Annotated in this window: 27 protein-coding genes; 21 read left to right on the top strand and 6 right to left on the bottom strand. The window is 70.3% G+C overall.

Annotated elements, in window-relative coordinates:
- Positions 1-8: 8 nt before the first annotated feature.
- From GE300_RS10245 to GE300_RS10235, 3 genes are all read right to left on the bottom strand, one after another.
- On the bottom strand, positions 9-581 hold the full coding sequence (locus GE300_RS10245; protein WP_154446466.1) for a hypothetical protein: 573 nt from the start codon (positions 579-581) through the stop codon (positions 9-11).
- Between the two features lie 79 nt (positions 582-660).
- Complete coding sequence (locus GE300_RS10240) at positions 661-1272, bottom strand: exopolysaccharide biosynthesis protein (RefSeq protein ID WP_154446465.1); 612 nt, start codon at positions 1270-1272, stop codon at positions 661-663.
- 168 nt (positions 1273-1440) lie between these two features.
- Positions 1441-2940 (bottom strand): CoA-acylating methylmalonate-semialdehyde dehydrogenase, encoded by a 1500-nt coding sequence (locus GE300_RS10235; RefSeq protein WP_154446464.1) that lies wholly within the window; start codon positions 2938-2940, stop codon positions 1441-1443.
- 53 nt (positions 2941-2993) lie between these two features.
- Between GE300_RS10235 and GE300_RS10230 the strand changes: the two genes are divergently transcribed.
- From GE300_RS10230 to GE300_RS10205, 6 genes are all read left to right on the top strand, one after another.
- Positions 2994-3938 carry a LysR family transcriptional regulator gene (locus GE300_RS10230; RefSeq protein WP_233416919.1) on the top strand — a complete coding sequence of 315 codons (945 nt, stop codon included), beginning with the start codon at positions 2994-2996 and terminating at the stop codon, positions 3936-3938.
- 139 nt (positions 3939-4077) lie between these two features.
- Positions 4078-4515 carry a CBS domain-containing protein gene (locus GE300_RS10225; protein WP_154446462.1) on the top strand — a complete coding sequence of 146 codons (438 nt, stop codon included), beginning with the start codon at positions 4078-4080 and terminating at the stop codon, positions 4513-4515.
- Between the two features lie 141 nt (positions 4516-4656).
- Positions 4657-5148 (top strand): pantetheine-phosphate adenylyltransferase, encoded by a 492-nt coding sequence (gene coaD, locus GE300_RS10220; RefSeq protein WP_154446461.1) that lies wholly within the window; start codon positions 4657-4659, stop codon positions 5146-5148.
- A gap of 29 nt (positions 5149-5177) precedes the next feature.
- Complete coding sequence (locus GE300_RS10215) at positions 5178-5690, top strand: peptidylprolyl isomerase (protein WP_154446460.1); 513 nt, start codon at positions 5178-5180, stop codon at positions 5688-5690.
- The gene (locus GE300_RS10210) at positions 5687-6268 is read left to right on the top strand and encodes a peptidylprolyl isomerase (RefSeq protein WP_154446459.1); all 582 of its coding nucleotides are present in this window, start codon (positions 5687-5689) and stop codon (positions 6266-6268) included. Before GE300_RS10215 ends, GE300_RS10210 begins: the two co-directional genes overlap by 4 nt.
- 89 nt (positions 6269-6357) lie before the next feature.
- Positions 6358-7311 (top strand): DUF3179 domain-containing protein, encoded by a 954-nt coding sequence (locus GE300_RS10205; RefSeq protein ID WP_154446458.1) that lies wholly within the window; start codon positions 6358-6360, stop codon positions 7309-7311.
- Positions 7312-7690: 379 nt separating this feature from the next.
- Here the strand turns inward: GE300_RS10205 and tyrS are convergent, their stop codons facing one another.
- Positions 7691-8941 carry a tyrosine--tRNA ligase gene (tyrS, locus tag GE300_RS10200; RefSeq protein WP_154446457.1) on the bottom strand — a complete coding sequence of 417 codons (1251 nt, stop codon included), beginning with the start codon at positions 8939-8941 and terminating at the stop codon, positions 7691-7693.
- Between the two features lie 71 nt (positions 8942-9012).
- Between tyrS and GE300_RS10195 the strand changes: the two genes are divergently transcribed.
- Complete coding sequence (locus GE300_RS10195) at positions 9013-10125, top strand: anhydro-N-acetylmuramic acid kinase (RefSeq protein WP_154446456.1); 1113 nt, start codon at positions 9013-9015, stop codon at positions 10123-10125.
- Between the two features lie 141 nt (positions 10126-10266).
- Here GE300_RS10195 and GE300_RS10190 read toward each other — a convergent pair whose 3' ends face one another.
- Positions 10267-10917, bottom strand: a complete 651-nt coding sequence (locus tag GE300_RS10190; RefSeq protein WP_154446455.1) for an alpha/beta hydrolase — start codon at positions 10915-10917, stop codon at positions 10267-10269.
- Positions 10918-11091: 174 nt separating this feature from the next.
- Between GE300_RS10190 and GE300_RS10185 the strand changes: the two genes are divergently transcribed.
- From GE300_RS10185 to GE300_RS10120, 14 genes are all read left to right on the top strand, one after another.
- Complete coding sequence (locus GE300_RS10185) at positions 11092-11562, top strand: Rrf2 family transcriptional regulator (protein ID WP_154446454.1); 471 nt, start codon at positions 11092-11094, stop codon at positions 11560-11562.
- Positions 11563-11653: 91 nt separating this feature from the next.
- Positions 11654-12742: a cysteine desulfurase family protein gene (locus GE300_RS10180; protein WP_154446453.1), complete on the top strand. Its 1089-nt coding sequence runs from the start codon at positions 11654-11656 to the stop codon at positions 12740-12742.
- An 86-nt stretch (positions 12743-12828) separates the two neighbouring features.
- The gene (gene sufB, locus GE300_RS10175; protein WP_154446452.1) at positions 12829-14397 is read left to right on the top strand and encodes a Fe-S cluster assembly protein SufB; all 1569 of its coding nucleotides are present in this window, start codon (positions 12829-12831) and stop codon (positions 14395-14397) included.
- Between the two features lie 6 nt (positions 14398-14403).
- Entirely contained in the window at positions 14404-14745 is a 342-nt protein-coding gene (locus tag GE300_RS10170; protein ID WP_154446451.1) for a hypothetical protein, read from the top strand.
- A 29-nt stretch (positions 14746-14774) separates the two neighbouring features.
- Positions 14775-15095 carry a heavy metal-binding domain-containing protein gene (locus GE300_RS10165; protein WP_154446450.1) on the top strand — a complete coding sequence of 107 codons (321 nt, stop codon included), beginning with the start codon at positions 14775-14777 and terminating at the stop codon, positions 15093-15095.
- Positions 15095-15367 carry a hypothetical protein gene (locus GE300_RS10160; protein ID WP_154446449.1) on the top strand — a complete coding sequence of 91 codons (273 nt, stop codon included), beginning with the start codon at positions 15095-15097 and terminating at the stop codon, positions 15365-15367. Before GE300_RS10165 ends, GE300_RS10160 begins: the two co-directional genes overlap by 1 nt.
- A gap of 1 nt (position 15368) precedes the next feature.
- A complete protein-coding gene (locus tag GE300_RS10155) occupies positions 15369-15890 on the top strand; it encodes a hypothetical protein (protein ID WP_154446448.1) in 522 nt (173 codons plus the stop codon).
- Between the two features lie 3 nt (positions 15891-15893).
- Complete coding sequence (sufC, locus tag GE300_RS10150; RefSeq protein WP_154446447.1) at positions 15894-16649, top strand: Fe-S cluster assembly ATPase SufC; 756 nt, start codon at positions 15894-15896, stop codon at positions 16647-16649.
- Positions 16649-17935: a SufB/SufD family protein gene (locus GE300_RS10145; RefSeq protein ID WP_154446446.1), complete on the top strand. Its 1287-nt coding sequence runs from the start codon at positions 16649-16651 to the stop codon at positions 17933-17935. The genes sufC and GE300_RS10145 overlap by 1 nt, the downstream gene beginning before the upstream one ends.
- Positions 17914-18540 carry a YIP1 family protein gene (locus GE300_RS10140; RefSeq protein WP_154446445.1) on the top strand — a complete coding sequence of 209 codons (627 nt, stop codon included), beginning with the start codon at positions 17914-17916 and terminating at the stop codon, positions 18538-18540. The genes GE300_RS10145 and GE300_RS10140 overlap by 22 nt, the downstream gene beginning before the upstream one ends.
- A 143-nt stretch (positions 18541-18683) precedes the next feature.
- The gene (locus GE300_RS10135) at positions 18684-19349 is read left to right on the top strand and encodes a hypothetical protein (RefSeq protein WP_154446444.1); all 666 of its coding nucleotides are present in this window, start codon (positions 18684-18686) and stop codon (positions 19347-19349) included.
- Position 19350: 1 nt separating this feature from the next.
- Positions 19351-19938 (top strand): YIP1 family protein, encoded by a 588-nt coding sequence (locus tag GE300_RS10130; protein WP_154446443.1) that lies wholly within the window; start codon positions 19351-19353, stop codon positions 19936-19938.
- 4 nt (positions 19939-19942) lie between these two features.
- The gene (locus GE300_RS10125) at positions 19943-21163 is read left to right on the top strand and encodes a cysteine desulfurase (RefSeq protein ID WP_154446442.1); all 1221 of its coding nucleotides are present in this window, start codon (positions 19943-19945) and stop codon (positions 21161-21163) included.
- Between the two features lie 96 nt (positions 21164-21259).
- Complete coding sequence (locus tag GE300_RS10120; protein WP_154446441.1) at positions 21260-22363, top strand: hypothetical protein; 1104 nt, start codon at positions 21260-21262, stop codon at positions 22361-22363.
- 1 nt (position 22364) lies between these two features.
- Here GE300_RS10120 and GE300_RS10115 read toward each other — a convergent pair whose 3' ends face one another.
- Positions 22365-24872, bottom strand: coding sequence for a penicillin acylase family protein (locus GE300_RS10115; RefSeq protein WP_154446440.1), 2508 nt, complete (start codon positions 24870-24872; stop codon positions 22365-22367).
- Positions 24873-24879: the final 7 nt, after the last annotated feature.

Below are 24879 nucleotides of genomic sequence, written 5' to 3'. Positions count from 1 at the left end.
GCCGGCACCTAGTAGCGCGGGAAATTCAGGTCGAATCCGGGCCGGCCATAGCCGCGCAGCGGCGGTCGCGCCTGCAGCACCGGCGGCCGCGGCAGCGGCGCGACGACGATCGGCGGCGGCCGGAACGGGCCGGTGCGGCAGACCAGCACCCGCTCGCGCGGGAAGGCGAAGCCGGGGCCGTCGCCGCCGCCTTCGCCGCCGCGCCGCGGGGTGCGCAGATACCCGCGCCGGTCGACGCCGGTGACCGGCAGCCAGCGGCAGCGCGGCGCGCGGGTGTAGTCGCGCACCGGGTAGCCGACATAGCCGTCATAGGCGGCGGCCGACTGGTCGGTGGCGGCGGCGGCGGCGGTGGCGGCGGCGCTGCGCGCCTCGGCCTCGGCCCGGCGCCGGGCCTGCACCTGCTCCAGCGCCTGCTGCCGCTCGGCGGCGCGGCCGGCGAAGAACGCCTCGCGCTCGGCGCTCTCGCCGAACACCGGGAAACGGGGCGAGTCGATCCGGCGCTCCTCGGCGGTGGCCGGGGCCGGCGGGGCGGCGGTCAGCAGCAGCGCCAGCAGCGCGGCAAGGGGGGCGATGCGTGTCATGGGGCGCAGTATAGGCGCACGCGGCGCGCGGATCACGCACATCCTCGTGCATCCTCGTACGCCGCCGCGGGCGCTGGCGTCAGCCCGGGCCGCCGCCGGAGCCGAACAGCGCCCAGAGCCCGCCGCCGACCGCGATCGCCGCGCCGACGAACCCCAGCAGCATCAGCAGACCGTCGCGGTAGAGCAGGCCGAGGCCGAAGACCGCGACGACGATCATCGGCCCGGAGGTGGCGAAGGGCACCAGCTCCAGCGGCGGGACGGTGAGCAGCAGGCCCAGGATCACGATCCCGGCCGCGCGCCGCGCCGCCGGTCCGGCAAAACGCGACAGGCGCGCGTGCAGCTTGCCGTCGATCCGCAGCGACAGCGGCTTCAGCCACCGCACCGACTTGAGCACGCGGCGCGACCCGAGCCTGCGCCGGCGCAGCCATGCCGGCGCCCAGAAATGCTGGTACCCCATCAGCAGGCGCACGGTGATGATGCCGAGGGTCAGCGCAAGCAGCGTCGGAAAGCCCGGAATGCCGCCGATCGGCGTGAGCTCGATCAGCGGCAGCACCGCCAGCGCCGGGCCGTAGCCGCGATGGTCGAGCGCGTCGATCAGGTGGCCGACCTCGACCGTGTCCGCGTCCCCGCCTTCGGAGGCTTTCTCGAGCTCCTCGACGACGTCGGTAAGCGCGCCTTCATGCGTGTTCATGCCGGAGTCCCCATGCGGGCAACGTCTGCTGTTGCGAGCGGTTCCATGCCGCCGGTCCGGAATGGCCGCGCCCCCGCGAAGGCGCCGGGGTGCGGGGGCACGGGGGCGCCGAAGGCCCGGCTTTCCGCCGGAACTCCGCCCCGGCAGGGCGGGGCTCCGGCGCCGGCGTCAGTCCATCGGCTTGAAGTGGAACTCGCCGCCGTCCTTGATCCCGCTCGGCCAGCGCGCGGTGACGGTCTTGGTGCGGGTGTAGAACCGGAACGCGTCCGGCCCGTGCTGGTTCAGATCGCCGAAACCCGACTTCTTCCAGCCGCCGAAGGTGTGGTAGGCCAGCGGCACCGGGATCGGCACGTTGATGCCCACCATGCCGATGTTGATCCGGCTGGCGAAGTCGCGCGCGGCGTCGCCGTCGCGGGTGAAGATCGCGGTGCCGTTGCCGTATTCGTGGTCCATCGCCAGCCCCAGCGCGTCCTCGTAGCTGTCGGCGCGCACCGTGGACAGCACCGGGCCGAAGATCTCCTGCCGGTAGATGTCCATGTCGCGGGTGACGTTGTCGAACAGGCAGGCGCCGACGAAAAAGCCGTTCTCGTAGCCCTGCATGCTGAAGTTCCGCCCGTCGACCACCAGCTTCGCGCCCTGCTCGACACCGCGGTCGACCAGACCCAGCACGCGCTTCTTCGCCTCGGCGGTGACCAGCGGGCCGAAGTCGACGTCGTCGCCGCCGGTATAGGGTGCGATCTTCAGCGCCTCGACCCGCGGCGCCAGCTTCTCGATCAGCCGGTCGGCGGTGTCCTGGCCCACGGGAACCGCGACCGAGATTGCCATGCAGCGCTCGCCGGCGGCGCCGTAGCCGGCGCCGACCAGCGCGTCGACCGCCTGGTCCATGTCGGCGTCGGGCATGATGATCATGTGGTTCTTGGCGCCGCCGAAGCACTGCACGCGCTTGCCGTTGGAACAGCCGCGGCCATAGATGTACTCGGCGATCGGCGTCGAGCCGACGAAGCCGATGGCGCCGATGTCCTCGTGGTCGAGGATCGCGTCCACCGCTTCCTTGTCGCCGTTGACCACCTGCAGGATGCCGTCGGGCAGCCCCGCCTCCTGCATCAGTTCGGCCAGCATCAGCGGCACCGACGGATCGCGCTCGGACGGCTTCAGGATGAAGGCGTTGCCGGCGGCGATCGCCGGGCAGAACTTCCACATCGGGATCATCGCCGGGAAGTTGAACGGGGTGATGCCCGCGGCGATGCCGATCGGCTGCCGCAGCGAGTACATGTCGATGCCGGGGCCGGCGCCGTCGGTGAACTCGCCCTTCAGCAGATGCGGCGCGCCGATGCAGAACTCGGCCACCTCCAGCCCGCGGATCACGTCGCCCTTGGCGTCGGGGATGGTCTTGCCGTGCTCGCGGCTCAGCGCCTCGGCCAGCTTGTCCATGTCGCGGTGCAGCAGGCCGACGAACTTCATCAGCACGCGGGCGCGGCGCTGCGGGTTGGTCGCGGCCCAGGCCGGCTGCGCGGCCCGGGCGCCGGCGACGGCGGCGGCCATCTCCTCGGTCGAGGCCAGCGGCACCCGGGCCTGCACCTCGCCGGTGGCGGGGTTGAAGACGTCCGCGAACCGGCCCGAGGTGCCCTTGACGCGCTTGCCGTCGATGAAATGGTAAAGCTCTTCCATCGCAGATCCTCCCTGTGTCTGTCTGCGCACAGGTTAGTCTTGCGGAAATGCCGATGACAGAGGCAATGTCCCAAAAGCGTTTTGCGGAAATGGGGGTGCGGATGGCGCAGCCGAACTGGGACGACCTGCGTATCTTCCTTGCCGTCGCCCGCGCCGAAAGCCTGACCCGCGCCGCCAAGGCGCTGCGGCTGGACCCGGCCACGGTCGGCCGCCGCATCGCCCGGCTGGAGGAGGCGCTGGCCGCGGCGCTGTTCGTCAAGTCGCCGCAGGGCTATGTGCTGACCGAGCCCGGCCAGCGCCTGCTGGAGCACGCCCAGACCGTGGAGGAGGCGATGCGCGGCGCGCTGTCGCCGGGGCTCGACGCCTCGGACCGGCTCAGCGGCACGGTCCGCATCGGCGCACCGGACGGCTGCGCCACCTACCTGCTGCCGCAGGTCTGCGCCGCGATCCATGCCGAGCATCCGGGGCTGGAGGTGCAGATCGTCGCGCTGCCCCGCGTCTTCAACCTGTCCAAGCGCGAGGCCGACATGGCGATCGCGGTCTCGCGGCCCGCCGCCGGGCGGCTGACGGTGCAGCGGCTGGCCGACTACAAGCTGCACCTGACCGCGGCGCAAAGCTATCTGGACCGCGCCGCGCCGATCCGCGGCAAGGCCGATCTGAAGGGCCACCCGGTGGTCGGCTACATCCCCGACATGATCTTCGACCGCGAGCTCGACTACCTGGCCGAGCTGGGGGTGACGCGGCCGACGATCGCCTCGAACTCGGTGGCGGTGCAGCTGTCCTTCGTTCGCGAGGGGGCGGGGCTGGGGATCGTGCACGACTTCACGCTGCCGTTCGCGCCGGGCGTGGTGCGGGTGCTGCCCGAGCAGATCTCGCTGGCGCGCAGCTTCTACCTGATCCGCCACGCCGACGACCGCCGGGTGGCGCGGCTGAACCGCTTTGCCGACGCGCTCGCCGCCCGCTTCCGCGCCGAGGTCACCCGGCTGGAGGCGGCCTGAGCCGCTGCAGCCGCCGTGCGCGGGTCGCGCGTGGCCCCGCGCACGCGGATCGGGGCCATCGTCACGCCCTGCCGGCCTGCGTTCTTGACAGAACGATATGCCGAGAGGACGCTGGCGCAAGGAACTGCGGGAGGCTTTCATGACAGTGCGCCAGATTCTGAAGACCAAGGCCATCGACAAGATCCTGACGATCACCCCAGATGCGATGGTGCACGAGGCGGCGAAGCTGCTGTCCGAAAAGCGCATCGGCGCGCTGATCGTCTCAAAGGACGGCCAGAGCCTCGACGGCATGATCTCCGAGCGCGACATCGTGCGCGAGCTGGGCGCCCGCGGCATCGGCATCATGGAGGAGCGGGTCTCGGACCTGATGACCACCAAGGTGATCACCGCCAGCCCCGCCGACTCGGCGGTGCAGGTGCTCGAGAAGATGACCAGGGGCCGCTTCCGCCATGTGCCGGTGGTCGAGGACGGGCAGATGATCGGCGTGGTCTCGATCGGCGACGCGGTCAAGCACCGCATAGACGAGGTCGAGGCCGAGAACACCGCCCTCACCGACATGATCGTCGGCCACGGCTGACCCCCGACCACGATCCCGGCGCCGGCCGCGCCCCCGCCGATGCGCGCCCAAGGGGCTTGACGCGGGCGCCGCTATCGGGTGCTTTGCGCCGCAACCCCACCGGATCGTGTACCGGGTCAGGAACGGCGCAGGGACAGGCAGATGCGGACAGGACTTTACCCCGGCACCTTCGACCCGCTGACGGTCGGTCACCTCGACATCATCGAACGCGCCTGCACGCTGGTCGACCGGTTGGTGATCGGCGTCGCGATCAACCGCGACAAGGGCCCGCTGTTCACCCTCGAGGAACGCGTCGAGATGATCGAGGCCGAGGCCGCGCCGATCGCCGCGCGCTGCGGCATCGAGATCGTCGCCTACCCGTTCGAGACCCTGCTGATCGACTGCGCCCGCGAGGTCGGCGCCAGCGTCATCATCCGCGGCCTGCGCGCGGTCAGCGACTTCGAGTACGAATTCCAGATGGTCGGCATGAACCGCGCCCTCGACGACACCATCGAGACCGTGTTCCTGATGGCCGACGCCCACCACCAGGCCGTCGCCTCGCGCCTGGTGAAGGAGATCGCCCGCCTGGGCGGCGATATCCGCCCGTTCGTCACGGAACCGGTCGCGAAGGCGCTGACGGCGAAATTCGCCTGACCCCGCGACCATTGCAGAAGGAGGCTCCCTTGGCCGACATCAAGGATCCCGAGAACACGCTGATCATCACGCTGAAGGACGGCGAGGTGGTGCTGGAGCTGCTGCCCGACGTCGCCCCCAGGCATGTCGAGCGCGTCAAGCAGCTGGCCCGCGACGGCCAGTACGACAACGTCGCCTTCCACCGCGTCATCGACGGCTTCATGGCGCAGACCGGCGACGTCGCCAACGCCAACATGGAAAAGGACTACAACCCGCGCCGCGCCGGCACCGGCGGCTCGTCGCTGCCCGACCTGCCGGCCGAGTTCTCCAAGGTGCCGTTCGACCGCGGCGCGCTGGGCATGGCGCGCTCGAACGACCCGGACTCGGCCAACTCGCAGTTCTTCATCATGTTCGACGAGGGCCATTTCCTGAACGGCCAGTACACCAACTTCGGCCGGGTGGTCTCGGGCATGGAGCATGTCGACGCCATCACCAAGGGCGAGCCGCCCGCAAGCCCCGACCGCATGATCACCGTGCGCGTCGCCGCGGACGTCGCGGCATGATCCGGCGCGCCTTCCTCGGGGCGGCCGCCGCGGCACTGGCCGCGTTCGCCGCCCCCGCCATCGCCCAGGATGCCGAGAACACCCTGTTGATCGATGTCGCCGGCGAGGCCAACGGCACGATCACGATCGAGCTGCTGCCCGACATCGCGCCGCAGCACGTCGAGCGGATCAAGACGCTGGCCCGCTCGGGCGCCTACGACGACGTGGCGTTCCACCGGGTGATCGACGGCTTCATGGCGCAGACCGGCGACGTCGAGTTCGCCACGCGCGAGAAGTTCGGCGAAGGCCGCGCCGGCACCGGCGGCTCGGACCTGCCGGACCTGCCGGCCGAATTCTCGGACCAGCCGTTCGAGCGCGGCGTGGTCGGCATGGCCCGCGCGCAGGATCCGGATTCGGCGAACTCGCAGTTCTTCATCATGTTCGCGCCGGGCGATTTCCTGAACGGCCAGTACACCGTCGTCGGCCGCGTCACCGATGGCATGGAGGTTGTCGACCAGATCCGCCGCGGCCGCGGCCAGTCCGGCGCGGTGACCGAGCCGGACTACATGACCGACGTGCGCATCGCCTCCGACGAGTAGCCTCGCGCGCGCTCAACACCGGGTGAGGGCCGCTTCCGGCCCCGCCCGCCCCGGCGCACACTTCCCCGGAACCCGACCCGGAGGAGATCATGCGCCGCCGCACCCTGCTGACCACTGCCGCCGCCGCCCTGGCCCTGCCCGCCGCCGCGCAGACGAATTTCCTGAACCAGCAATGGCCGAACACGGATTTCTCGCGCGCCGCCGTGCCGCTGTCCGAGATCCGCTCGGGCGGCGTGCCGCGCGACGGCATCCCGGCGCTCGACGGCGCGCGATTCGGCGCCGCCACCGGCCTGGACGCGCGCGAGCCGGTGGTCACCGTCGCCCTCGACGGCCAGCCCGAGCGCGCCTACCCGATGCGCTACCTGATGTGGCACGAGATCGTGAACGATGCGATCGGCGGCGTGCCCGTCGCGGTCACCTACTGCCCGCTGTGCAACTCGGCGCTGGTGTTCGACCGCCGCGCCGCCGGCATGGTGCTGACGTTCGGCGTCTCCGGGCTGCTGCGCCATTCCGGCCTGGTGATGTACGACCGCCAGACCGAAAGCTGGTGGCAGCAGTTCACCGGCGAGGCGATCGTCGGCCGGCTCACCGGCACCACCCTGACCCAGCTGGTCAGCTGGACCGAGCCGGTGTCGGCGTTCGCCGCGCGCAACGCCGGCAACGTGATGCAGCAGCCCGGCGCCGCCCGCCGCTACGGCAGCAATCCCTATGTCGGCTACGACGGCGCCGCGAAGCCGTTCCTTTACTCGGGCGAGGATCCGCCGCACGGCATCCCGCCGCTGGCCCGCGTGGTCCGCGTCGGCGACCGCGCCTGGCCGCTGTCGCGGTTCCAGGCGAGCCCGGTGATCGAGGTGGCCGGCCTGCGCCTGGAGTGGCGCGCCGGCATGGCCTCGGCGCTGGACACGGGCCGGATCGCGCAGGGCAGGGACGTCGGCGCGATCCGCGTCTACGGCACCGACGGACGCCCGGTCCCGCACGAGGTCGTCTTCGCCTTCGCCTTCCATGCCTTCACCCCGAACGGGCAGTGGATGCTGGGGCGCTAGGCCCGGCACATCCTGGGGTAGGCGCATCCTCGGCGGCCCGATACCCAAGGCGGTCACGTTTCCGTTTCAAGAAGCCGCTGGTGATCCGAGATGGGTGACATCCAGCGACGTTACGCCAATCACGAAATCGGTTAGGAAGCTCGTTCGCGAATACAGCTTGCAGGGTGAGGCCGAAGAGTTTTTCAGGCCTGCCCTGGATTCAGGACCGAGCCTCTCATTTGCTCGTGCAGTAAGGGACGGCGCGCGGCAGGCGGGTAGCCGCCGAAACATCCGTTAACACACTAGATAAAATCTATTTCCCATTAAAATCATTGGTTTAAGGGGTTTTCACGGTGAGATCCCCCCTTTTCACGGTGCAAACGGGTGCCCGGCGCGGCGCTTACAGCCGCACCAGCGCGTGGCGTTTCCTGCCCGCCGACAGTTTCACCGTGCCCGCCAGGCGGCCCCTGTCCACCATCAGCCCGGCGTCGGTCACCGCCTCGTCGTCCAGCCGCGCGCCATTGTCCGCGATCAGCCGCTTGGCCTCTTTCCCCGAGCCTGCCAGCCCCGACTTGACCAGCAGTTGCACGATGGAAATGCCGCCCTCGGGCACGTCCGCGGCCTGCAGCGTCGTGGTCGGCAACTCGCCCCCCACGCCGCCCTTCTCGAACACCTCGCGCGCCGTCGCCTCGGCCGCCGCCGCCGCTTGCGGGCCGTGGCACAGGGTGGTGACCTCGTTCGCCAGGCGCACCTTGGCCGCGTTGATCCCGGCGCCTTCCAGCGCGCCCAGCTGCTCGCATTCGGCAACCGGAAGCTCGGTGTAGAGCTTCAGGAACCGGCCCACGTCGGCGTCCAGCGTGTTGCGCCAGAACTGCCAGAACTCGTAGGGGCTCAGCATGTCGGCGTTCAGCCAGATCGCGCCGCCCGCCGTCTTGCCCATCTTTGTGCCGTCCGCCATCGTCAGCAGCGGCGAGGTCAGCCCGTAGACGTCGTTGCCCAGCATCCGCCGGGTCAGGTCGATGCCGTTGACGATGTTGCCCCACTGGTCGGAGCCGCCCATCTGCAGCACGCACCCGTGCCGGCGGTTCAACTCCATGAAGTCGTAGGCCTGCAGGATCATGTAGTTGAATTCGAGGAAGCTGAGGCTCTGCTCGCGGTCGATGCGGCTTTTCACGCTCTCGAAGCTCAGCATCCGGTTCACGCTGAAATAGCGCCCGACCTCGCGCAGGAAGGTCAGGTAGTTCAGGTTGTCCAGCCACTCGGCATTGTCGAGCATGATGGCATCGGTCCCGCCCTCGCCGAAGTCGACATACTTGGCGAAGACCTGTCCGATGCCCTCGATGTTCCGGGCGATCTGCGCCTCGTCCAGCAGCTTGCGCTCGTCGGCGCGGAAGCTGGGATCGCCCACCTTCGAGGTGCCGCCGCCCATCAGCACGATCGGTTTGTTGCCGGTCTTCTGCAGCCAGCGCAGCATCATGATCTGGATCAGCGATCCGACGTGCAGCGAGGTCGCGGTGGCATCGAAACCGATGTACCCCGGCGCCGCGCCGTTCCGAAGGCGTTCGTCCAGGCCCTGAAGGTCGGTGCAGTCGGCGATGAAGCCGCGCTCCCGCATCACCTGCAGGAATTCGGAGCGGGGTTTGTAGGTCATTGCGTCCGTCCGGTCGGGGTGGTTTTGTCAGGCCCGCATCTATAGCGGAACCGGACGTGAAGGAAAGCGAAATGGCCGAGGGGGACGCGCCCGAGGATCGCCCGGTCTGGGCGCTGGGGCTGATGAGCGGCACCTCGATGGACGGGGTCGACGCCGCCGCGCTGCTGACCGACGGGGTCGGGGTGCTGGGCTTCGGGCCGAAGCGGTTCCTGGCGTTCCCGGACGCCCTGCGCGCCGAACTGGCCGCCGCCCAGGGGCTCTGGCAGGACGACCGCGCGCGGCTGCCGGGGATCGAGGCGCAGCTGGCCGGGCTTTACGCCGAGGCGGTGCGGTTCTTCCCGACCACCGAGATCGTCGGCATGCACGGCCAGACCCTGGCGCACGAGCCCGCCTGCTTCCGCACCCACCAGGCCGGCGACGGCGCGGCGCTGGCCCGCGACGGCGGCAAGCCGGTGGTCTGGGATTTCCGCGCGGCCGACGTTCTGTCGGGCGGCGAGGGCGCGCCGCTGGCGCCGTTCTTTCACCATGCGCTGGCCCGGATGCTGGGTCTGGATGCGATCACCGCGTTCCTGAACATCGGCGGCGTCGCCAACGTGACCTGGATCGACCCGGCCGCGGCGCGGCCCGAGCGGCCGGGGGCGCTGGTCGCCTTCGACACCGGGCCGGGCAACGCGCCGATCGACGATCTGGTCGCCGCGCGCGGGCAGGGCAGCTTCGACCGCGACGGCGCGCTGGCCGCCGGCGGGCAGGTCGACGAGGCCGTCGTCGCCGAGGTGCTGGCCGATCCCTATCTCGCCCGCCCGGCGCCGAAGTCGCTGGACCGGAACCATTTCGCCTGGCTGCAGGACCGCGTCGCCGGGCTGGCGACGGCGGACGCCGCCGCGACGCTGGCGGCGGTGACGGCGGCGACGATCGCCGCGTCGGTGCGGCACATGCCCGAGCCGCCGGCGCGCTGGCTGGTCTGTGGCGGCGGCCGGCACAACGCGGCGCTGATGGGGATGATCGCCGCGCGCACCAATGCCGAGGTCGCCCCGGTCGAGGCCGAGGCGCTGGACGGCGATTTCCTCGAGGCGCAGGCCTTCGCCTATCTGGCGGTGCGGGTGGCGCGGGGGCTGCCGACCTCGGCGCCGTCGACCACCGGCGCGCGGCTGCCGGTGAGCGGCGGGCGGATCAGCCGGCCCTGAGCGCCGGGGCTCCCGCCCGGCGGGCGCGCCGCCGGCGCGGCGCTTCCGCCCGTTGGGCCCGGCCCGCTGCGCGGGTCCGGGCGCGGGCGGTCGGCGGGCGACCCCGGTCAGCGGGCGTTTTCGCTCAGCGGGTGGTTTCGGTCAGCGCGTGGTCTCGGTCAATCGGCGGCCGACGTAGGCGTTGATCAGCCCCATCAGTTGGTCCATCCCCGGCTCGAAGAAGTGGCCGGCGCCCTCGATCACCTCGTGGGTGATGGTGATGCCCTTCTGCTGCTTGAGCTTCTCGGACAGGCCGGTGACGTCGGCGGGCGGCACCACGCGGTCGGCGGAGCCGTTGACGATCAGCCCCGAGGACGGGCAGGGCGCGAGGAAGGTGAAGTCGTACATGTTCGCCGGCGGCGCGACCGAGACGAAGCCCTGGATCTCGGGGCGGCGCATCAGCAGCTGCATGCCGATCCAGGCGCCGAACGAGAAGCCCGCCACCCAGCAGCCCTTGGCGTTTGGGTTCAGGTTCTGCAGGTAATCCAGCGCCGAGGCGGCATCCGACAGCTCGCCCACGCCCTGATCGTATTCGCCCTGGCTGCGGCCGACGCCGCGGAAGTTGAACCGCAGCACGGTGAACCCCAGGTCGTGGAACGCGTAGTGCAGGTTGTAGACGACCTTGTTGTTCATCGTTCCGCCGAACTGCGGGTGCGGGTGCAGGATGATGGCGATCGGGGCGTCCCGGTTCGGTTGCGGGTGGTAGCGGCCCTCGAGCCGGCCCTCGGGCCCCGGGAAGATCACCTCGGGCATGTGTCACCTCTCTGGCGTTTCTCTGGTGTTGCCGCGATTGGTTGACGGAATCGCTAGGGCAACATAGAAACATTCTAATTCGCGTCCGGGGGAGCCCGCGGTCGCAGGTAAGTAAGCACTGTCACGGAATGCGTCAACTGGGAACGCCGCCGCGCCGGCATTCGGAGCAAGCCCATGAAACTGAGCACGAAAGGCCGCTACGCGATGATCGCGCTGACCGACCTGGCGCGCGAGGGCGGGCTGGGCGCCGACGGGCGGCCGGTGGCGCTGTCGGAGATCGCCGAGCGGCAGGACATCAGCCTGGCCTATCTGGAGCAGCTGTTCGTCAAGCTGCGCCGGTCCGAGATCGTGGAAAGCGTGCGCGGCCCCGGCGGCGGCTATCGTCTGGCGCGGCCGGCCGAGAAGATCCGCATCTCGGAGGTGCTGGAGGCGGTCGACGAGACGATGAACGCGCTGAGCCGCGGCGCCGGCGCCTCGGGCGCCACCGGCGACACCGACGCGGCGCGGCTGACCGAGCGGCTGTGGGAGCAGCTGTCGGCCTATGTCTACGTGTTCCTGCACCAGACCCGGCTGAGCGACATCGTCGCCGACGCGCTGGCGCCGTGCCCGGCGGTGCCGGCCTTCGTCGAGATGGTCGACGAATGAGCGGACGAGCGATCCGGGCGGCGGGTCCCGTGGCCGGCGGCGGATGCCTCCGGCGGGGATATTTGGAGACGGTGGAAGGGGGGCGCGCGCCATGAGCCTGCCGGCGAGCCGCATCTACCTGGACTGGAACGCCACCGCGCCGCTGCGCGACGCGGCGCGGTCGGCGATGCTGGCGGCGATGGACGTCGCCGGCAACCCGTCGAGCGTGCACGCCGAGGGGCGCGCCGCCCGGGGCGTGATCGAGCGGGCGCGGGCGCAGGTCGCCGCGGCGGTGGGCTGCCAGCGCGACGAGGTGGTCTTCACCAGCGGCGCGACCGAGGCGGCGATGGTGCTGGCGCAGCGGCCGCCGGGCGCGGCGGTCTGCGTCGACGATCTGGCGCATGACGCGCTGTGGGCGCATTTCGATCTGACCGGAGCGGATGATCCGCAGGCGCGCGGGCACACGCTGGCCATGGGCGTGGCCTGCGGCGAGACCGGGCTGCTGCGCCCGGTGCCGGAGCGGGTGGACGGGCGTTGGCCATTCGGCGCTGTGCGCTGCGACCGGCTGCTGCTGGACGCGACGCAGGCGGTCGGGCGGGTGCCGTTCGCCTTTTCCTGGTCGGGCGCGGAATTGGCGGTGCTGTCGGCGCACAAGCTGGGCGGGCCGAAGGGCGTCGGCGCGCTGATCCTGCGCGACGGGCTGGACATCGGCGCGCTGGCCCTGGGCGGCGGACAGGAGCTGGGCCGACGCTCGGGCACCGAGAACGTGATCGGCATCGCCGGCTTCGGCGCCGCCGCCGAGGCCGCGCTGCGCGACCAGGAGGCGGGCGCGTGGCGCCGGGTTGAAAAGTTGAGGAATTTGCTCGAGAAGACCCTGCAAGATGCCGCCGGGGACATTATCTTTGTCGGGCGGGACCAGCCGCGGCTGCCGAACACCAGCTGTTTCGCCGTGCCCGGCTGGAAGGGAGAGACGCAGGTGATGCAGCTGGACCTGGCCGGATACGCGATCAGCGCGGGGTCGGCCTGTTCCAGCGGCAAGGTGAAGGAAAGCCGCGTGCTGCGCGCCCTGGGTCATGACGGCGTCACCGCCGCGAGCGCGATCCGCGTCTCGCTGGGGCCGGTGACGACGCAGGACGAGATCATCGGCTTCGCCGAGGCCTGGACGGCGCACTACCGGCGCTGGAAGGCCCGCGCGGCCTGAGGGCGGCCCGAGGCCGGACAATCCGCCGGGCAAGCCCCGGCGTATCGGAACAAGACGGCCCGGCAGACGGGCGACAGGAGATGAGGATGGCAGGATTGGACGACGTTCAGCTGAAAGAGGCCCGGGCGCAGGACGCCGCGGCCAGGGACGTTCAGGTGAAGGAAGGGGTCGACCAGGACACCGTCGACGCCGTCCGCTCGGTCGGCGAGCGCTACAAGTACGGCTGGTCCAGCGACATCGAGATGGAATACGCGCCGAAGGGCCTGAACGAGGACATCGTCCGGCTGATCAGCGAGAAGAACGGCGAGCCGGAGTGGATGACCGACTGGCGCCTGACCGCCTATCGCCGCTGGCTGGAGATGACCGAGCCGGAGTGGGCGATGGTCCACTATCCGAAGATCGACTACCAGGAGCAGTACTACTACGCCAAGCCGGCGAGCATGAAGGAGAAGCCGAAGTCGCTGGACGAGGTCGATCCCGAACTGCTGGCGACCTATGAGAAGCTGGGCATCCCGCTGAAGGAGCAGATGATCCTGGCCGGCGTCGAGGGCGTCGACGCGGCCCCGGCCGAGGGCCGCAAGGTCGCGGTGGACGCGGTTTTCGACTCGGTCTCGGTCGGCACCACGTTCAAGGCGGAACTGGCGAAGGCCGGGGTGATCTTCTGCTCGATCAGCGAGGCGATCCAGGAGCATCCCGAGTTGGTGAGGAAATACCTCGGCTCGGTGGTGCCGCAGTCGGACAACTTCTTCGCGACGCTGAACTCGGCGGTGTTCTCGGACGGCTCGTTCGTCTATGTGCCGCCGGGCGTGCGCTGCCCGATGGAGCTTTCGACCTATTTCCGCATCAACGCCGAGAACACCGGCCAGTTCGAGCGCACGCTGATCATCGCCGACAAGGGCTCGTATGTCAGCTACCTCGAGGGCTGCACCGCGCCGATGCGCGACGAGAACCAGCTGCACGCGGCGGTGGTCGAGATCGTGGTGCTGGAGGACGCCGAGGTGAAGTACTCGACGGTGCAGAACTGGTATCCGGGCGACGAGAACGGCAAGGGCGGGATCTACAACTTCGTCACCAAGCGCGCCGACTGCCGCGAGGATCGTGCCAAGGTGATGTGGACGCAGGTCGAGACCGGCAGCGCCGTGACCTGGAAATACCCGTCCTGCATCCTGCGCGGCGACGAAAGCCAGGGCGAGTTCTATTCCATCGCCATCGCCAACAACTACCAGCAGGCCGACACCGGCACCAAGATGATCCACCTGGGCAAGAACACCCGCAGCCGGATCGTGTCCAAGGGTATCAGCGCCGGCCACGCGCAGAACACCTATCGCGGGCTGGTGTCGATGCACCCGCGGGCCAAGAACAGCCGCAACTACACCCAGTGCGACAGCCTGCTGATCGGCGATCAGTGCGGCGCGCACACGGTTCCCTACATCGAGTGCAAGAACAACTCGAGCCGGGTGGAGCACGAGGCGACCACCTCGAAGGTGGACGACGACCAGCTGTTCTACTGCCGCGCCCGCGGCATGGACGAGGAAGAGGCCGTCGCGCTGGTGGTCAACGGCTTCTGCAAGGAAGTCCTGCAGGCGCTGCCGATGGAGTTCGCCATGGAGGCACAGAAGCTGGTGGCGATCAGCCTCGAAGGCTCGGTCGGGTAGGGCGCGATGTCGGTGGCGCTGCCCATAACGCTTGTCGCGCTGGCGGCTGGTCTTGCGCTTGGCGTCTGGTTTCTGCGCCGCAGCAGGCGGGGCGGACCGGCGGAACGCCCCCGCGCCCGCGTCGCGTCCGAGGCGTCGCGGCGCGATCGCGGGGTTGACGATGCCATGCGCGAGCATGGCGGGGCTGACGATGCCATGCGCAAGCATGGCGGGGCTGACGATGCCAAGCGCAAGCATGGATGGTGCGGGACCCCGCGCTTGCAATGGGCGCTGCAGGAGCGGCAGTCGCAGCTTGCCGGACGCGCGTCCGGGCCGACCGCGCCCGGCACCGGCCAAACGAAGAACTGATCCGGACAGGCGGCAAGAGGACCTCAGCCATGATCATGACGACCACCCCGAACATCGAGGGGCACCGGATCTCGGCCTATCACGGCGTCGTGGTGGGCGAGGCGATCCTGGGCGCCAACGTCGTGCGCGACCTGTTCGCCGGGATCACCGACATCATCGGCGGGCGCTCGGCCAGCTACGAGGCCAGCCTGCAGGAGGCCCGCGACACCGCGATGAAGGAACTGGGCGACCGCGCGGCGGCGCTGGGCGGCAACGCCGTCGTCGGCATCGACCTGGACTACGAGGTGGTGGGCAGTTCGATGCTGATGGTCTCGGCCTCGGGCACCTCGGTGACGCTGGAGGCGGCGTGATGGCGTTTCTCGGGGCCAGCATCATCGCCGGGGTGATCTATTTCGTCCTCAGCTTCCTTTCGGGCCTGTATCTGAGCGGGCCGGACGTGACCACCGTCTCGGCGCTGGTGCAGGCGGTGGTCAAGACCGCCGTGTTCGTGACGCTGTTCCACTACGCGCACAACTGGATCGCGAGGCTGCTGGGCTGGTACCGGATCGACCAGCCCGAGGGGCGGCACACCTTCGACCGCAACCCCGCCCTGGACCAGGTGCGCGAAGAGGGGGGGCGCTGAGATGGCCGTGCAGCCGCGACGTCGCGTTCCCGAAGCGCGCCAGATCGACGCCCGCGCGCGCGAGCGCGGCATTGCCGGCCGGGTGCTGCCGTTCCTGCTGGGCATTCTCGGCGGGCTTGGGCTGGGGGCTGTGCTGCTGGCCTATCCCGACGCGGTCGACCGCGCCTGGGCGCAGCTGGCCGGGATGAGCGACCGGATCGCCGACGGCCAGCGGCAGTGGGGCGTCTGGGCGCTGACCCTGGCGCTGGTGTTCGTCGTGTTCATGCTGCGCGGCCAGATCCTGCGCAGCGGCGCGCTGCTCGGCCTGGTCATCGGCCTGTTCCTGTGGCTGCCGTTCGGCCGCCAGATCATCGCCTACACCCCGGGCCTCGACCGGCAGATGCCGGCGCTGGCCGCGGGGCTGGATCGTTTCGTCGCCCGCTCGCCCGCCTACGGCACGGTGCGCGGCTGGGGCGAATCCGTACTCGCCGTGCCCGGGCAGAGCCCTGCGGCGCGGCTTCCGCAAACTGCGAATGAAGGATGAAAGATGCTGGATATCAAGAACCTGCACGTGAAACTTGAGGAAGAGGACAAGCAGATCCTCAAGGGCGTGGACCTGCATGTTCCCGCCGGTTCCGTGCACGCGATCATGGGCCCGAACGGGTCCGGCAAATCGACGCTGAGCTATGTGCTGGCAGGCCGCGACGGCTATGAGGTGACCGAGGGCGAAGCGACGCTGGACGGCGCCGACCTGCTGCAGCTGGAGCCCGAGGAGCGCGCCGCCGCCGGCCTGTTCCTGGCCTTCCAGTACCCGGTCGAGATCCCCGGCGTCGGCAACATGACCTTCCTGCGCACCGCGCTGAACGGCCAGCGCAAGGCCCGCGGCGAGCCCGAGGTCAACTCGGCCGACTTCCTGAAGCTGGTGCGCGAGAAGGCGGCGACGCTGAAGATCACCAACGACATGCTCAAGCGGCCGGTCAACATGGGCTTCTCGGGCGGCGAGAAGAAGCGCAACGAGATCCTGCAGATGGCGGTGCTGGAGCCGCGCATGTGCATCCTCGACGAGACCGACTCGGGCCTTGACGTCGACGCGATGAAGCTGGTCGCCGAGGGCGTGAACGCGCTGCGCGACGAAGGCCGCGCCTTCCTGCTGATCACCCACTACCAGCGCCTGCTGGACCACATCCAGCCCGACGCGGTGCACATCATGGCCGATGGCCGGATCGCCAAGTCGGGCGGGCCCGAGCTGGCGCTGGAGGTCGAGAAGAACGGCTACGCCGAATTCGAAGGCGAGGTGGCCTGATGGCGGTCGCGCAGCCGAAGATCGACCTGGCCGAGTCGCTGCTGTCGCGCCACGCCGCGCCCGGGCCGGGCGCGCGCTGGGCGCAGGAGGCCCGCGCCGCCGCCGCCGCGCGCCTGCGCGCGATGGGCGCACCGGTGCGCCGCGACGAGTACTGGAAGTACACCGACCCCGCCCGGCTGACCGCAGCCGAGCTGGCGCCCGCGGCGCCGCTGGAGCCCGAGAAGGAGGCGCTTTACGGCGACCGCGCGCAGCTGAAGCTGGTGTTCGTGGACGGCGTGCTGGACGCCGATGCCTCGGACGCGCTGGCGCTGGACGGCCTGACGGTCGAGCCGCTGGCGCGGGCGCTGGCGACCGACATCCACTGGGCCCGGGACCTGTACGGCGTGCTGGAAGCGCGCGGCCAGGACCCGGTGCCGCGACCGCTGGCGGCGCTGAACACCGCGGTGGCGGGGCAGGGCGTGGCGATCCGCGTCTCGGCCCGCGTCGCGACCCCGGTGACGATCGTGAACCGGCAGCGCGCCGCCGACTCGGACGTGGTGCTGCACCACCTGATCCTGCTCGAGGACGGCGCCGAGATGACGCTGCTCGAGGCGGGACCGGCCGGTGCGCGCTACAACACCTGTCTCGAGGTCGACCTGGGCCGCGGCGCGCAGTTCCACCACGTCCGCACCCAGGGCCGCGACAACGAGCGCCACGCGATCACCCACAGCTTCGCGCGGCTGGCGGCCGAGGCGTCGTTCAAGGCGTTCACCCTGACCGTCAACGGCGTGCTGACCCGCAACGAGAGCGTGATCGAGTTCACCGGCGATGACGCCAAGGCGCATGTCGCCGGCGCGGCGGCGGGCGACGGCCGGTTCCACCACGACGACACCGTGTTCGTGACCCACGACGGGGTGAACTGCGAAAGCCGGCAGGTGTTCAAGAAGGTGCTGCGCAACGGCGCGCTGGGCGTGTTCCAGGGCAAGATCCTGGTCCGGCCGGGGGCTCAGCAGACCGATGGCTACCAGATCAGCCAGGCCCTGCTGCTGGACGAGGACAGCCAGTTCCTGGCCAAGCCCGAGCTGGAGATCTATGCCGACGACGTCGCCTGCTCGCACGGCTCGACCGTGGGCGCGATCGACGAGGACGCGATGTTCTACCTGACCTCGCGCGGCGTGTCGAAGCCGGACGCGCAGGACATGCTGGTGCTGGCCTTCCTCGACGAGGCGATCCAGGAAATCGAGGACGACGCGCTGGCCGACGGCATGCGCGAGCGGCTGGCGGGATGGCTGGCGCGGCGCCGCTAGAGCGGGCCGGGCAGCCGGCCGGGCTGGTGGCGGCGATCGCCGCCAGCTGGCGCGACCTGCGTGGCGGGGCGCGGCGCCGGCTGGCGCAGCGCCCGTCCGAGGCGGGGCTGCTGGCGCACGCCTATCTGGCGGCCGGGCTGGCCTTCGTCGCCGGCCTGCCGCAGGCGGTGGCCGACGCGCGGGCGCTGGACCAGCCCGACGCGCTGGCCGGGGTGCTGGCGGGCCGGCTGTTCGCGGCGCTGTTCCTGTTTCCGCTGCTGCTTTACGCGCTGGCGGCGGCGCAGCGGCTGGTGGCGCGCGGCTTCGGCGGGCGCGGCAGCTTCTACAGCGCCCGGGTGACGCTGTTCTGGACGGTGATCGTGGCGCTGCCGCTGGTGCTGGCCGAGGGGCTGGTCTCGGCGCTGGTGCCGGCGCTGCCGCCGCGCGGCGGCGCGCTGCTGGGCGCGGCGGCCTCGGCGCTGGCCGGGCTGGGATTCGTATGGATCTGGGCGACGATGACCGCCGAGGCTGAGGGATTCGGGCGCCGCGGCCTTGTTCTTGCCGTATTCCTGATCATTCTGGTCGCAAGTCTGGCCCTGCTGCGCGTGATTCCGTCTATAGCGTGAAAATCCGCAGCAGCGGTCGGTAACCGGCCCCGTTAAGGCCGCATTAGTGTCTCTCTGTTACCTCGTTCGCACGGTACGCTGCTTCGGAACCAAGGTTCGGCGCGCGACACCGTGGCGCGCCTTGCACTAGAGGGGTGAGTAGAATGAGCCACCAGATCGCCGAAGCCATGCTGCTGCAAAGCGGCGGCACGATGGATGCCCGCCGCACGTCGCTGGGCGACCGGATCGTCGATGCCTGGAAGGACATGCGCGCCTCGACCGAGCGGCTGATCGCCGAGAACCCGTCCGAGCACCGGCTGCTGTTCTACGTGCTGCTGTCGGACATCATCTTCTTCCTGTCCTGGGCGCTGAAGACCGTCGTCGCGCCGGTCTCGGGGGTGAAGGCGCAGGTGCCGCTGGAGATCGGCATCTGGCTGATCGCGGCGCTGATGCTGCGCACCGCGTCGATGTACGGCTTCTCGGCCATCGTCACCGCGTTCGTGCGGCTGTTCGGCGGCACCGGCAGCTGGCGCGCGAACCGGGCGGGGATCTTCTGGGGCGCGCTGGTCGCGGCGCCGTTCGGCTTCCTGATGGCCGCGGTCACGGTGTCGATGTCGTGGCTGGAGCCGATGTTCCCGATCCTGCGCGAGGACTGGATCGCGCTGCCGCCGTACTGGATCAGCCTGGTGCCGTTCCTGTGGTTCATCAGCCAGGGGGTCGCGCAGGCGAACGGCTTCCGCAAGAACGCCGCCGTTTTCCTGGCGATGTCCGGGGTGGCGCTGGCGCTGATGCTGGTGGCGATGTACCTGCGGAAGATCGGCGTGCTCTGAGATGATGCCGCCGCTGCTGCGGCAGCTGTTCCGGGAAAGCCTGGTCCTGCCGCGCAGCGCGGCGCGAAGGATCCTCAACCTGGCGCCGCCCCCGCGGGCGGCGTTGTCCGTGGCGCTGCTGGCGATCATCGTGTCGACCCTGTTCGGGGCCGCGGCGCGGCTGGTGCTGCCGCCCGCCACGAACCCGCTGGCCGAGGCGCTGCTGGACGCGCCGCTGCTGGCGACCGCGCTGCAGTTCGGTATCTACCTGGTCATGGCCGCGCTGGTCGCCGGGCTCGGCCGGCTGGCCGGCGGGCGCGGCGATCTGCCCGGCGCGCTGGCGCTGATGGCCTGGATCCAGGCGATGCTGACGGTGCTGCAGGTCGGGCAGACGGCGGCGCTGCTGCTGCTGCCGGCGCTGGGCAATGTCGCCGGCGTGGCGGTGATGCTCTGGTTCTTCTACGCGCTCTCGGCCTTCGTCGCCGAGCTTCACGGTTTCGGCAATGTGTTGAAAGTCCTCGGCGGGGTCTTTATCTCGTTCATAGCCGTGCTGCTGGTACTGGCCTTTCTTGTGACGCTGATGGGCGTCCCGCTGCCGGAGATGCGCTGAATTCATGTATGACGTCGAAAAGGTGCGCGCGGATTTCCCGATCCTGTCGCGCACGGTGAACGGCAAGCCGCTGGTCTATCTGGACAACGGCGCCTCGGCGCAGAAGCCGCGGGCGGTGATCGACGCCGTGACCCGCGCCTATGCCGAGGAATACGCCAACGTCCACCGCGGGCTGCATTTCCTGTCCAATCTCGCGACCGAGAAATACGAGGCCGTGCGCCCCAAGCTGCAGGCGTTCCTCGGTGCGGCGCACGAGGACGAGATCATCTTCACCACCGGCTCGACCCAGGGGCTGAACCTGGTGTCGTACGGCTGGGCCGCGCCGCGGATGCAGGCCGGCGACGAGATCGTGCTGTCGGTGATGGAGCATCACGCCAACATCGTGCCCTGGCACTTCCTGCGCGAGCGGCAGGGCGTGGTGCTGAAATGGGTCGACATCGATGCCGACGGCGGCCTCGACCCGCAGGCGGTGATCGACGCCATCGGTCCGAAGACGAAGTTGATCGCGCTCACCCACATGTCGAACGTGCTGGGCAGCGTCGTGGACATCAAGACGGTCGCCGCCGCGGCGCGCGCGCGCGGCGTCGCCATCGCCGTCGACGGCAGCCAGGCGGCGGTGCACATGCCGGTCGACGTCGCCGATCTGGACGTGGATTTCTACGCCATCACCGGTCACAAGCTGTACGGCCCGTCGGCGTCGGGCGCGCTTTACGTGCGGCGCGAGCGCTATCCCGAGATCCGGCCCTTCATCGGCGGCGGCGACATGATTCGCCAGGTCCGCAAGGACGGCATCGACTGGAACGACCCGCCGCACAAGTTCGAGGCCGGCACCCCCGGCATCGTGCAGATGATCGGGCTGGGCGCGGCGCTGGACTACATGACCGGCCTGGGGATGCAGAACATCGCCGCGCACGAGGCCGACCTGCGCGATTATGCCATGGCGCGCTTCCAGGGGCTGAACTGGCTGAACCTTCAGGGCACCCGGCCGGACAAGGGCGCGATCTTCTCGTTCACCATCGAGGGCGCGGGCCATGCCCACGACATCTCGACGGTGGTCGATCAGAGGGGAATCGCCGTGCGCGCCGGGCAGCACTGCGCCGAGCCGCTGATGGAGCACCTCGGCGTGCACGCCACCTGCCGCGCGTCCTTCGGCCTGTACAACACCCGCGCCGAGGTCGATGCCCTCGTGGATGCGCTGGAACTGTGCCACGAGCTTTTTTCGTGAACGAATTCAGGCACTAAACCCGGGTTTATTGCCGAAGCCGCGGTTTGTGAGCATGGAATTCCTGCAGTCGGCACACGAGTCGACACAGGAGGAATCATGCATTTCATTCGCCCACTGACCACGAGCGCAGCCGCACTTGCTCTCGGCACCGCCCTGGCGCTGACCCCGGTTGCCCAGGGCGTCTGGAACCTGGATGCGGCCCTGGCACAGGGCAAGGGGAACTCCGACAAGGACAAGGGCGGTGACAAGGGCGGTCGCGGCGGCGGTCGCGACAAGGAAGAGCGTGGCCGCGGCTCGAGCGGCAGCGCGACCAGCGTCCAGCGCGCGGATCGCACGCCGCCGGGGCAGGCGAAGAAGACCGAGACCGCCGCGCCGGGCGGCGTCTTCGTCCCGCCGGGCCAGGCGAAGAAGTCAGCGCCCGTGGCGGCAACAACCGACGGCGGCGCCCGCCGCGTGCCGCCGGGCCAGGCGAAGAAGGCCACCGCCACCGAACAGCAGGCCTATGCGGAGCCGCTGCCCGAGGACGGCATCGTGCTCGAGGAACTGGAGCCGAAGGGCAAGAACATCCGCGCGCAGCTTGGCGCGCTGAACGCGGCCCACGCCTCCGAGAACGCGCTGCAGAACGCCTCGCCGAATTCGCGGGTCGGCCGGATCGCCGCCTACCGCGACGAGATCCTCGCCGGACGCGAGGCCGCGGGCGAACTGGAGGAGGCGCGCGCGCTGCTGGAGACGCTTGACGCGCCGGAGCGCGAGATCGACGAGATCCGGACCGACCTGGGCGACACGCGCGACCGGATCGAGACGCTGCGCGAGGACATCGATCTGCTGGAGCAGGCGGTCGCGGACGGCACCGGCGATCCGGACGCGCTGGCCGCCGCACGCGCCGAGCTGCGCGAACTGCGCGACGACCGCTCCGCGCTGCGCGACGAGCTGACCGAGGCCCAGGATTATGCCGAGGCCGAGTTCCTGGTCGACGAGCTCGAGGACGAGATCCTGCTGTCGGTCGAGGAGTCGAACGGCCTGCTGGACCTGGCGGCGAACAAGCCGGTGACCGACGATGTCGAGGTCGAGGTGCAGCGCCTGCTGGGTCTGGACGGCGATCCGCTGGCCGATGTCGTCGCAGACGTCGTCGCCGACGCCGAAGAGGAAGAGTTCGATGATGGGACCGGGGACGAACCGGTGATCATCGTCGTGGACTAGGTCACTGCGGGGCCGGTGACGGCCCTGCTCCCCCGAGCCCGCCTCCGGCTCCCCCCGGCCGGAGGCGGGTTATTCCTACCGCCCCGCCGCGGGCGACGGCGGGATCCAGCGCCATCGAGATGTATTCGCCGCGCCGCCACAGCAGCGCCTGGTCGTCGTAGTGCCGCGACAGCACGTGACCGCTCTGGCCGGTCGAGGTGATGAACACCGAGCTTTCCGGATCGGCGAAGTCGACCACGGCGCGGAACACGCTGGCGTGCACATTGGCGTAGGGTGTCGGGCCGCGGCCGCGGGTCTGGCCGCGCCGCAGCGTGGTGTCGCCGCCCGGGGTTTCCTGCCGGATGTTCACCAGCCAGCCCAGCAGCGGCACATCGCCCAGCACCTCGTGCTTGTGTTCGGCGGTGTGCGCCGCACCCCAGCGCCAGCTGTCGATGCGATCGCCATAGCTTTCGGACAGCTCCAGCAGGGCCGAGTCCAGCGCCAGCCGGGCCATGTCCTGGCAGGTCTCGACGGTGTCGGACTGGCGGATGTCGCACCAGGCGGCGGCGCCGTCGACGTCGCGGTAGACGCGCTCCAGGAACAGCGGATCGGGGCGGGCGAAACGGTCGGCCAGCGGCCCCAGCTCGTCGATCACCAGCCGGCGCTGCAGCGCGCGCACCCAGGCGGTGAACACCAGCGGCTCGAAACTGTGCTGGCTCATCTCGCCGTTCCACTTCGCCAGCGCCTCGAGCGCGATCTGCCGCTGCCGCCCGACGGTATTCTGCGCCGCCGGCTCGCCCTGGTACCACAGGTTTCGGGCGATCAGCGGCAGCAGGTTCCGCGCCGCGGGCGAGATGGTGTCGTTCTGGATCTCGATGAAGCTGTCGAGGGTGTGGAACTCGCGCGAATTCAGCAGCCGCTCGGCGCGCTGGATGCGTTGGGTGTCGCCCCAGTCGAAGCTCCAGTGCGCGGGGAACGGGGCGTCGGTGGTGCGGTTGTTGGTGTTGACGACGATGCCGCCCTCGGGGTTCGTCGCGCCGGGGTTGTCGGCCGGGTCCATGTAGCCCTGCCAGTCGTTCCTGGCGACCCAGCCGGCGGCCGGGATCCGGCCCTGGCTGTCATGCTCGGGCAGGCGGCGCGGCGCGCGGCCCATGGCGCGCAGGGCGACGGTCTCGGCGTCCGCGACGACGATGTTCTGCGACGGCGCGTGGTAGATCTCGGCCAGTTCCAGCACCTCGTCGACCGAGCCTGCGCGCATGATCCCCAGCGCCGCCTCGATGCTGCGGTCGTCGGTCTCGAAGCCGGTCCAGGCCAGCGCCGCGACATGGCCGCGCGGGGTGATCTGCGCCGCCGAGAAATGCGGTGCCGGGATCACCGGCCCGTGCCGGGTCCAGCGCAGCGGCACGGTGCGCGGCGGCGCGCCGTCGATCTGGATCACCGACTCGCGGGTGCGGAACGGGCGCATGCCCTCGGGCGTCTCGTAGCGGTCGGGGTTCTCGGGATCCAGCCGCTCGATGTAGATGTCCTGGTCGTCGAGGTAGCTTGAGGTCAGCCCCCAGGCGACGTTCTCGTTGCGGCCCATCAGGATCGAGGGGATGCCGGGGATGGTCGCGCCGATCACGCCGCCGGCCTGCAGCTCCAGCCGGGCCAGGTACATCGGCCCCGGCGCGGACAGGCCCAGGTGCGGGTCGGTGGCCAGCAGCGAGGCGCCGGCGGCCGCCCGCCCCGGCATCGCTGCGAAGGCGTTCGAAGCGCCGGCCAGACCCACCGGGCGCTCGGGCGACAGCGGGTTCGGTTCGGCCGGCGCGGCGGCGGACTGCCAGCGCGGCACCGAAAGGCTGCCGGCGTAGTCGGGCAGGGCGACCACCGCCCCCGGCGCCTCGGGCAGGATGTCGGCGACGCGCTCGGGCTCCAGGCGCAGCGACAGCGCCGCGCGCAGCGCCTCCTTCGCGGCCTTGTCGGTCAGCCGCAGCCCCATCGCCTTCATCACCGCGATGCTGTCGGCGGGCGTCCAGGGCGCGATCTCGGGCTCGAACAGGAAGAACTCGGGCGCGCCGCGGCCCAGCGCGTCGCGGCGCACCAGGTCGATATAGGCATTGACCCCGTCGGCATAGGCCTGCAGCTGCGCCTTGACCTCGTCGGTCTGCGCGTCGGCGGTGCGGCGGGCGATGTCGTAGATGTCGAGCGCGCGCATCAGGTGGTCGACCTCGACGGTGCGCTCGCCGAACAGCTCGGACAGGCGGCCCTGCGCCACCCGCCGGCTCAGCGCCATCTGCCACAGCCGGTCCTGGGCGTGCACGAAGCCCAGTCCGAACAGCACCGCCGCGTCGTTGTCGGCGAAGATGTGCGGCACGGCATAGTTGTCGCGCACGATCTCGATCTCGCCGGGCGCGTCGTCCAGGCGGTAGCTGGCGTCGTAGTCCGGCAGCGAATGCGAGGCCAGGTAGTACGCCAGCCCCGCCGCCGCGAGGGCGAGCAGCGTCGCCAGGGCCAGCGCCCTGAGAAGCCAGTTGAAGATGGTGCGCGTCATGGCCCCG

This window comes from Halovulum marinum (assembly GCF_009697225.1).
In the GTDB taxonomy this organism is placed as follows: domain Bacteria; phylum Pseudomonadota; class Alphaproteobacteria; order Rhodobacterales; family Rhodobacteraceae; genus Halovulum; species Halovulum marinum.
This window is presented reverse-complemented; position numbering and strand designations above follow the sequence as displayed.

What these genes read in the sequence shown, in the direction of transcription:
- GE300_RS10245 (WP_154446466.1), bottom strand. Translation starts at nt 581, where the DNA reads ATGACACGCATCGCCCCCCTTGCCGCGCTGCTGGCGCTGCTGCTGACC.
- GE300_RS10240 (WP_154446465.1), bottom strand. Translation starts at nt 1,272, where the DNA reads ATGAACACGCATGAAGGCGCGCTTACCGACGTCGTCGAGGAGCTCGAG.
- GE300_RS10235 (WP_154446464.1), bottom strand. Translation starts at nt 2,940, where the DNA reads ATGGAAGAGCTTTACCATTTCATCGACGGCAAGCGCGTCAAGGGCACC.
- GE300_RS10230 (WP_233416919.1), top strand. Translation starts at nt 2,994, where the DNA reads ATGACAGAGGCAATGTCCCAAAAGCGTTTTGCGGAAATGGGGGTGCGG.
- GE300_RS10225 (WP_154446462.1), top strand. Translation starts at nt 4,078, where the DNA reads ATGACAGTGCGCCAGATTCTGAAGACCAAGGCCATCGACAAGATCCTG.
- coaD (WP_154446461.1), top strand. Translation starts at nt 4,657, where the DNA reads ATGCGGACAGGACTTTACCCCGGCACCTTCGACCCGCTGACGGTCGGT.
- GE300_RS10210 (WP_154446459.1), top strand. Translation starts at nt 5,687, where the DNA reads ATGATCCGGCGCGCCTTCCTCGGGGCGGCCGCCGCGGCACTGGCCGCG.
- GE300_RS10205 (WP_154446458.1), top strand. Translation starts at nt 6,358, where the DNA reads ATGCGCCGCCGCACCCTGCTGACCACTGCCGCCGCCGCCCTGGCCCTG.
- tyrS (WP_154446457.1), bottom strand. Translation starts at nt 8,941, where the DNA reads ATGACCTACAAACCCCGCTCCGAATTCCTGCAGGTGATGCGGGAGCGC.
- GE300_RS10195 (WP_154446456.1), top strand. Translation starts at nt 9,013, where the DNA reads ATGGCCGAGGGGGACGCGCCCGAGGATCGCCCGGTCTGGGCGCTGGGG.
- GE300_RS10190 (WP_154446455.1), bottom strand. Translation starts at nt 10,917, where the DNA reads ATGCCCGAGGTGATCTTCCCGGGGCCCGAGGGCCGGCTCGAGGGCCGC.
- GE300_RS10185 (WP_154446454.1), top strand. Translation starts at nt 11,092, where the DNA reads ATGAAACTGAGCACGAAAGGCCGCTACGCGATGATCGCGCTGACCGAC.
- GE300_RS10180 (WP_154446453.1), top strand. Translation starts at nt 11,654, where the DNA reads ATGAGCCTGCCGGCGAGCCGCATCTACCTGGACTGGAACGCCACCGCG.
- sufB (WP_154446452.1), top strand. Translation starts at nt 12,829, where the DNA reads ATGGCAGGATTGGACGACGTTCAGCTGAAAGAGGCCCGGGCGCAGGAC.
- GE300_RS10170 (WP_154446451.1), top strand. Translation starts at nt 14,404, where the DNA reads ATGTCGGTGGCGCTGCCCATAACGCTTGTCGCGCTGGCGGCTGGTCTT.
- GE300_RS10165 (WP_154446450.1), top strand. Translation starts at nt 14,775, where the DNA reads ATGATCATGACGACCACCCCGAACATCGAGGGGCACCGGATCTCGGCC.
- GE300_RS10160 (WP_154446449.1), top strand. Translation starts at nt 15,095, where the DNA reads ATGGCGTTTCTCGGGGCCAGCATCATCGCCGGGGTGATCTATTTCGTC.
- GE300_RS10155 (WP_154446448.1), top strand. Translation starts at nt 15,369, where the DNA reads ATGGCCGTGCAGCCGCGACGTCGCGTTCCCGAAGCGCGCCAGATCGAC.
- sufC (WP_154446447.1), top strand. Translation starts at nt 15,894, where the DNA reads ATGCTGGATATCAAGAACCTGCACGTGAAACTTGAGGAAGAGGACAAG.
- GE300_RS10145 (WP_154446446.1), top strand. Translation starts at nt 16,649, where the DNA reads ATGGCGGTCGCGCAGCCGAAGATCGACCTGGCCGAGTCGCTGCTGTCG.
- GE300_RS10140 (WP_154446445.1), top strand. Translation starts at nt 17,914, where the DNA reads ATGGCTGGCGCGGCGCCGCTAGAGCGGGCCGGGCAGCCGGCCGGGCTG.
- GE300_RS10135 (WP_154446444.1), top strand. Translation starts at nt 18,684, where the DNA reads ATGAGCCACCAGATCGCCGAAGCCATGCTGCTGCAAAGCGGCGGCACG.
- GE300_RS10130 (WP_154446443.1), top strand. Translation starts at nt 19,351, where the DNA reads ATGATGCCGCCGCTGCTGCGGCAGCTGTTCCGGGAAAGCCTGGTCCTG.
- GE300_RS10125 (WP_154446442.1), top strand. Translation starts at nt 19,943, where the DNA reads ATGTATGACGTCGAAAAGGTGCGCGCGGATTTCCCGATCCTGTCGCGC.
- GE300_RS10120 (WP_154446441.1), top strand. Translation starts at nt 21,260, where the DNA reads ATGCATTTCATTCGCCCACTGACCACGAGCGCAGCCGCACTTGCTCTC.
- GE300_RS10115 (WP_154446440.1), bottom strand. Translation starts at nt 24,872, where the DNA reads ATGACGCGCACCATCTTCAACTGGCTTCTCAGGGCGCTGGCCCTGGCG.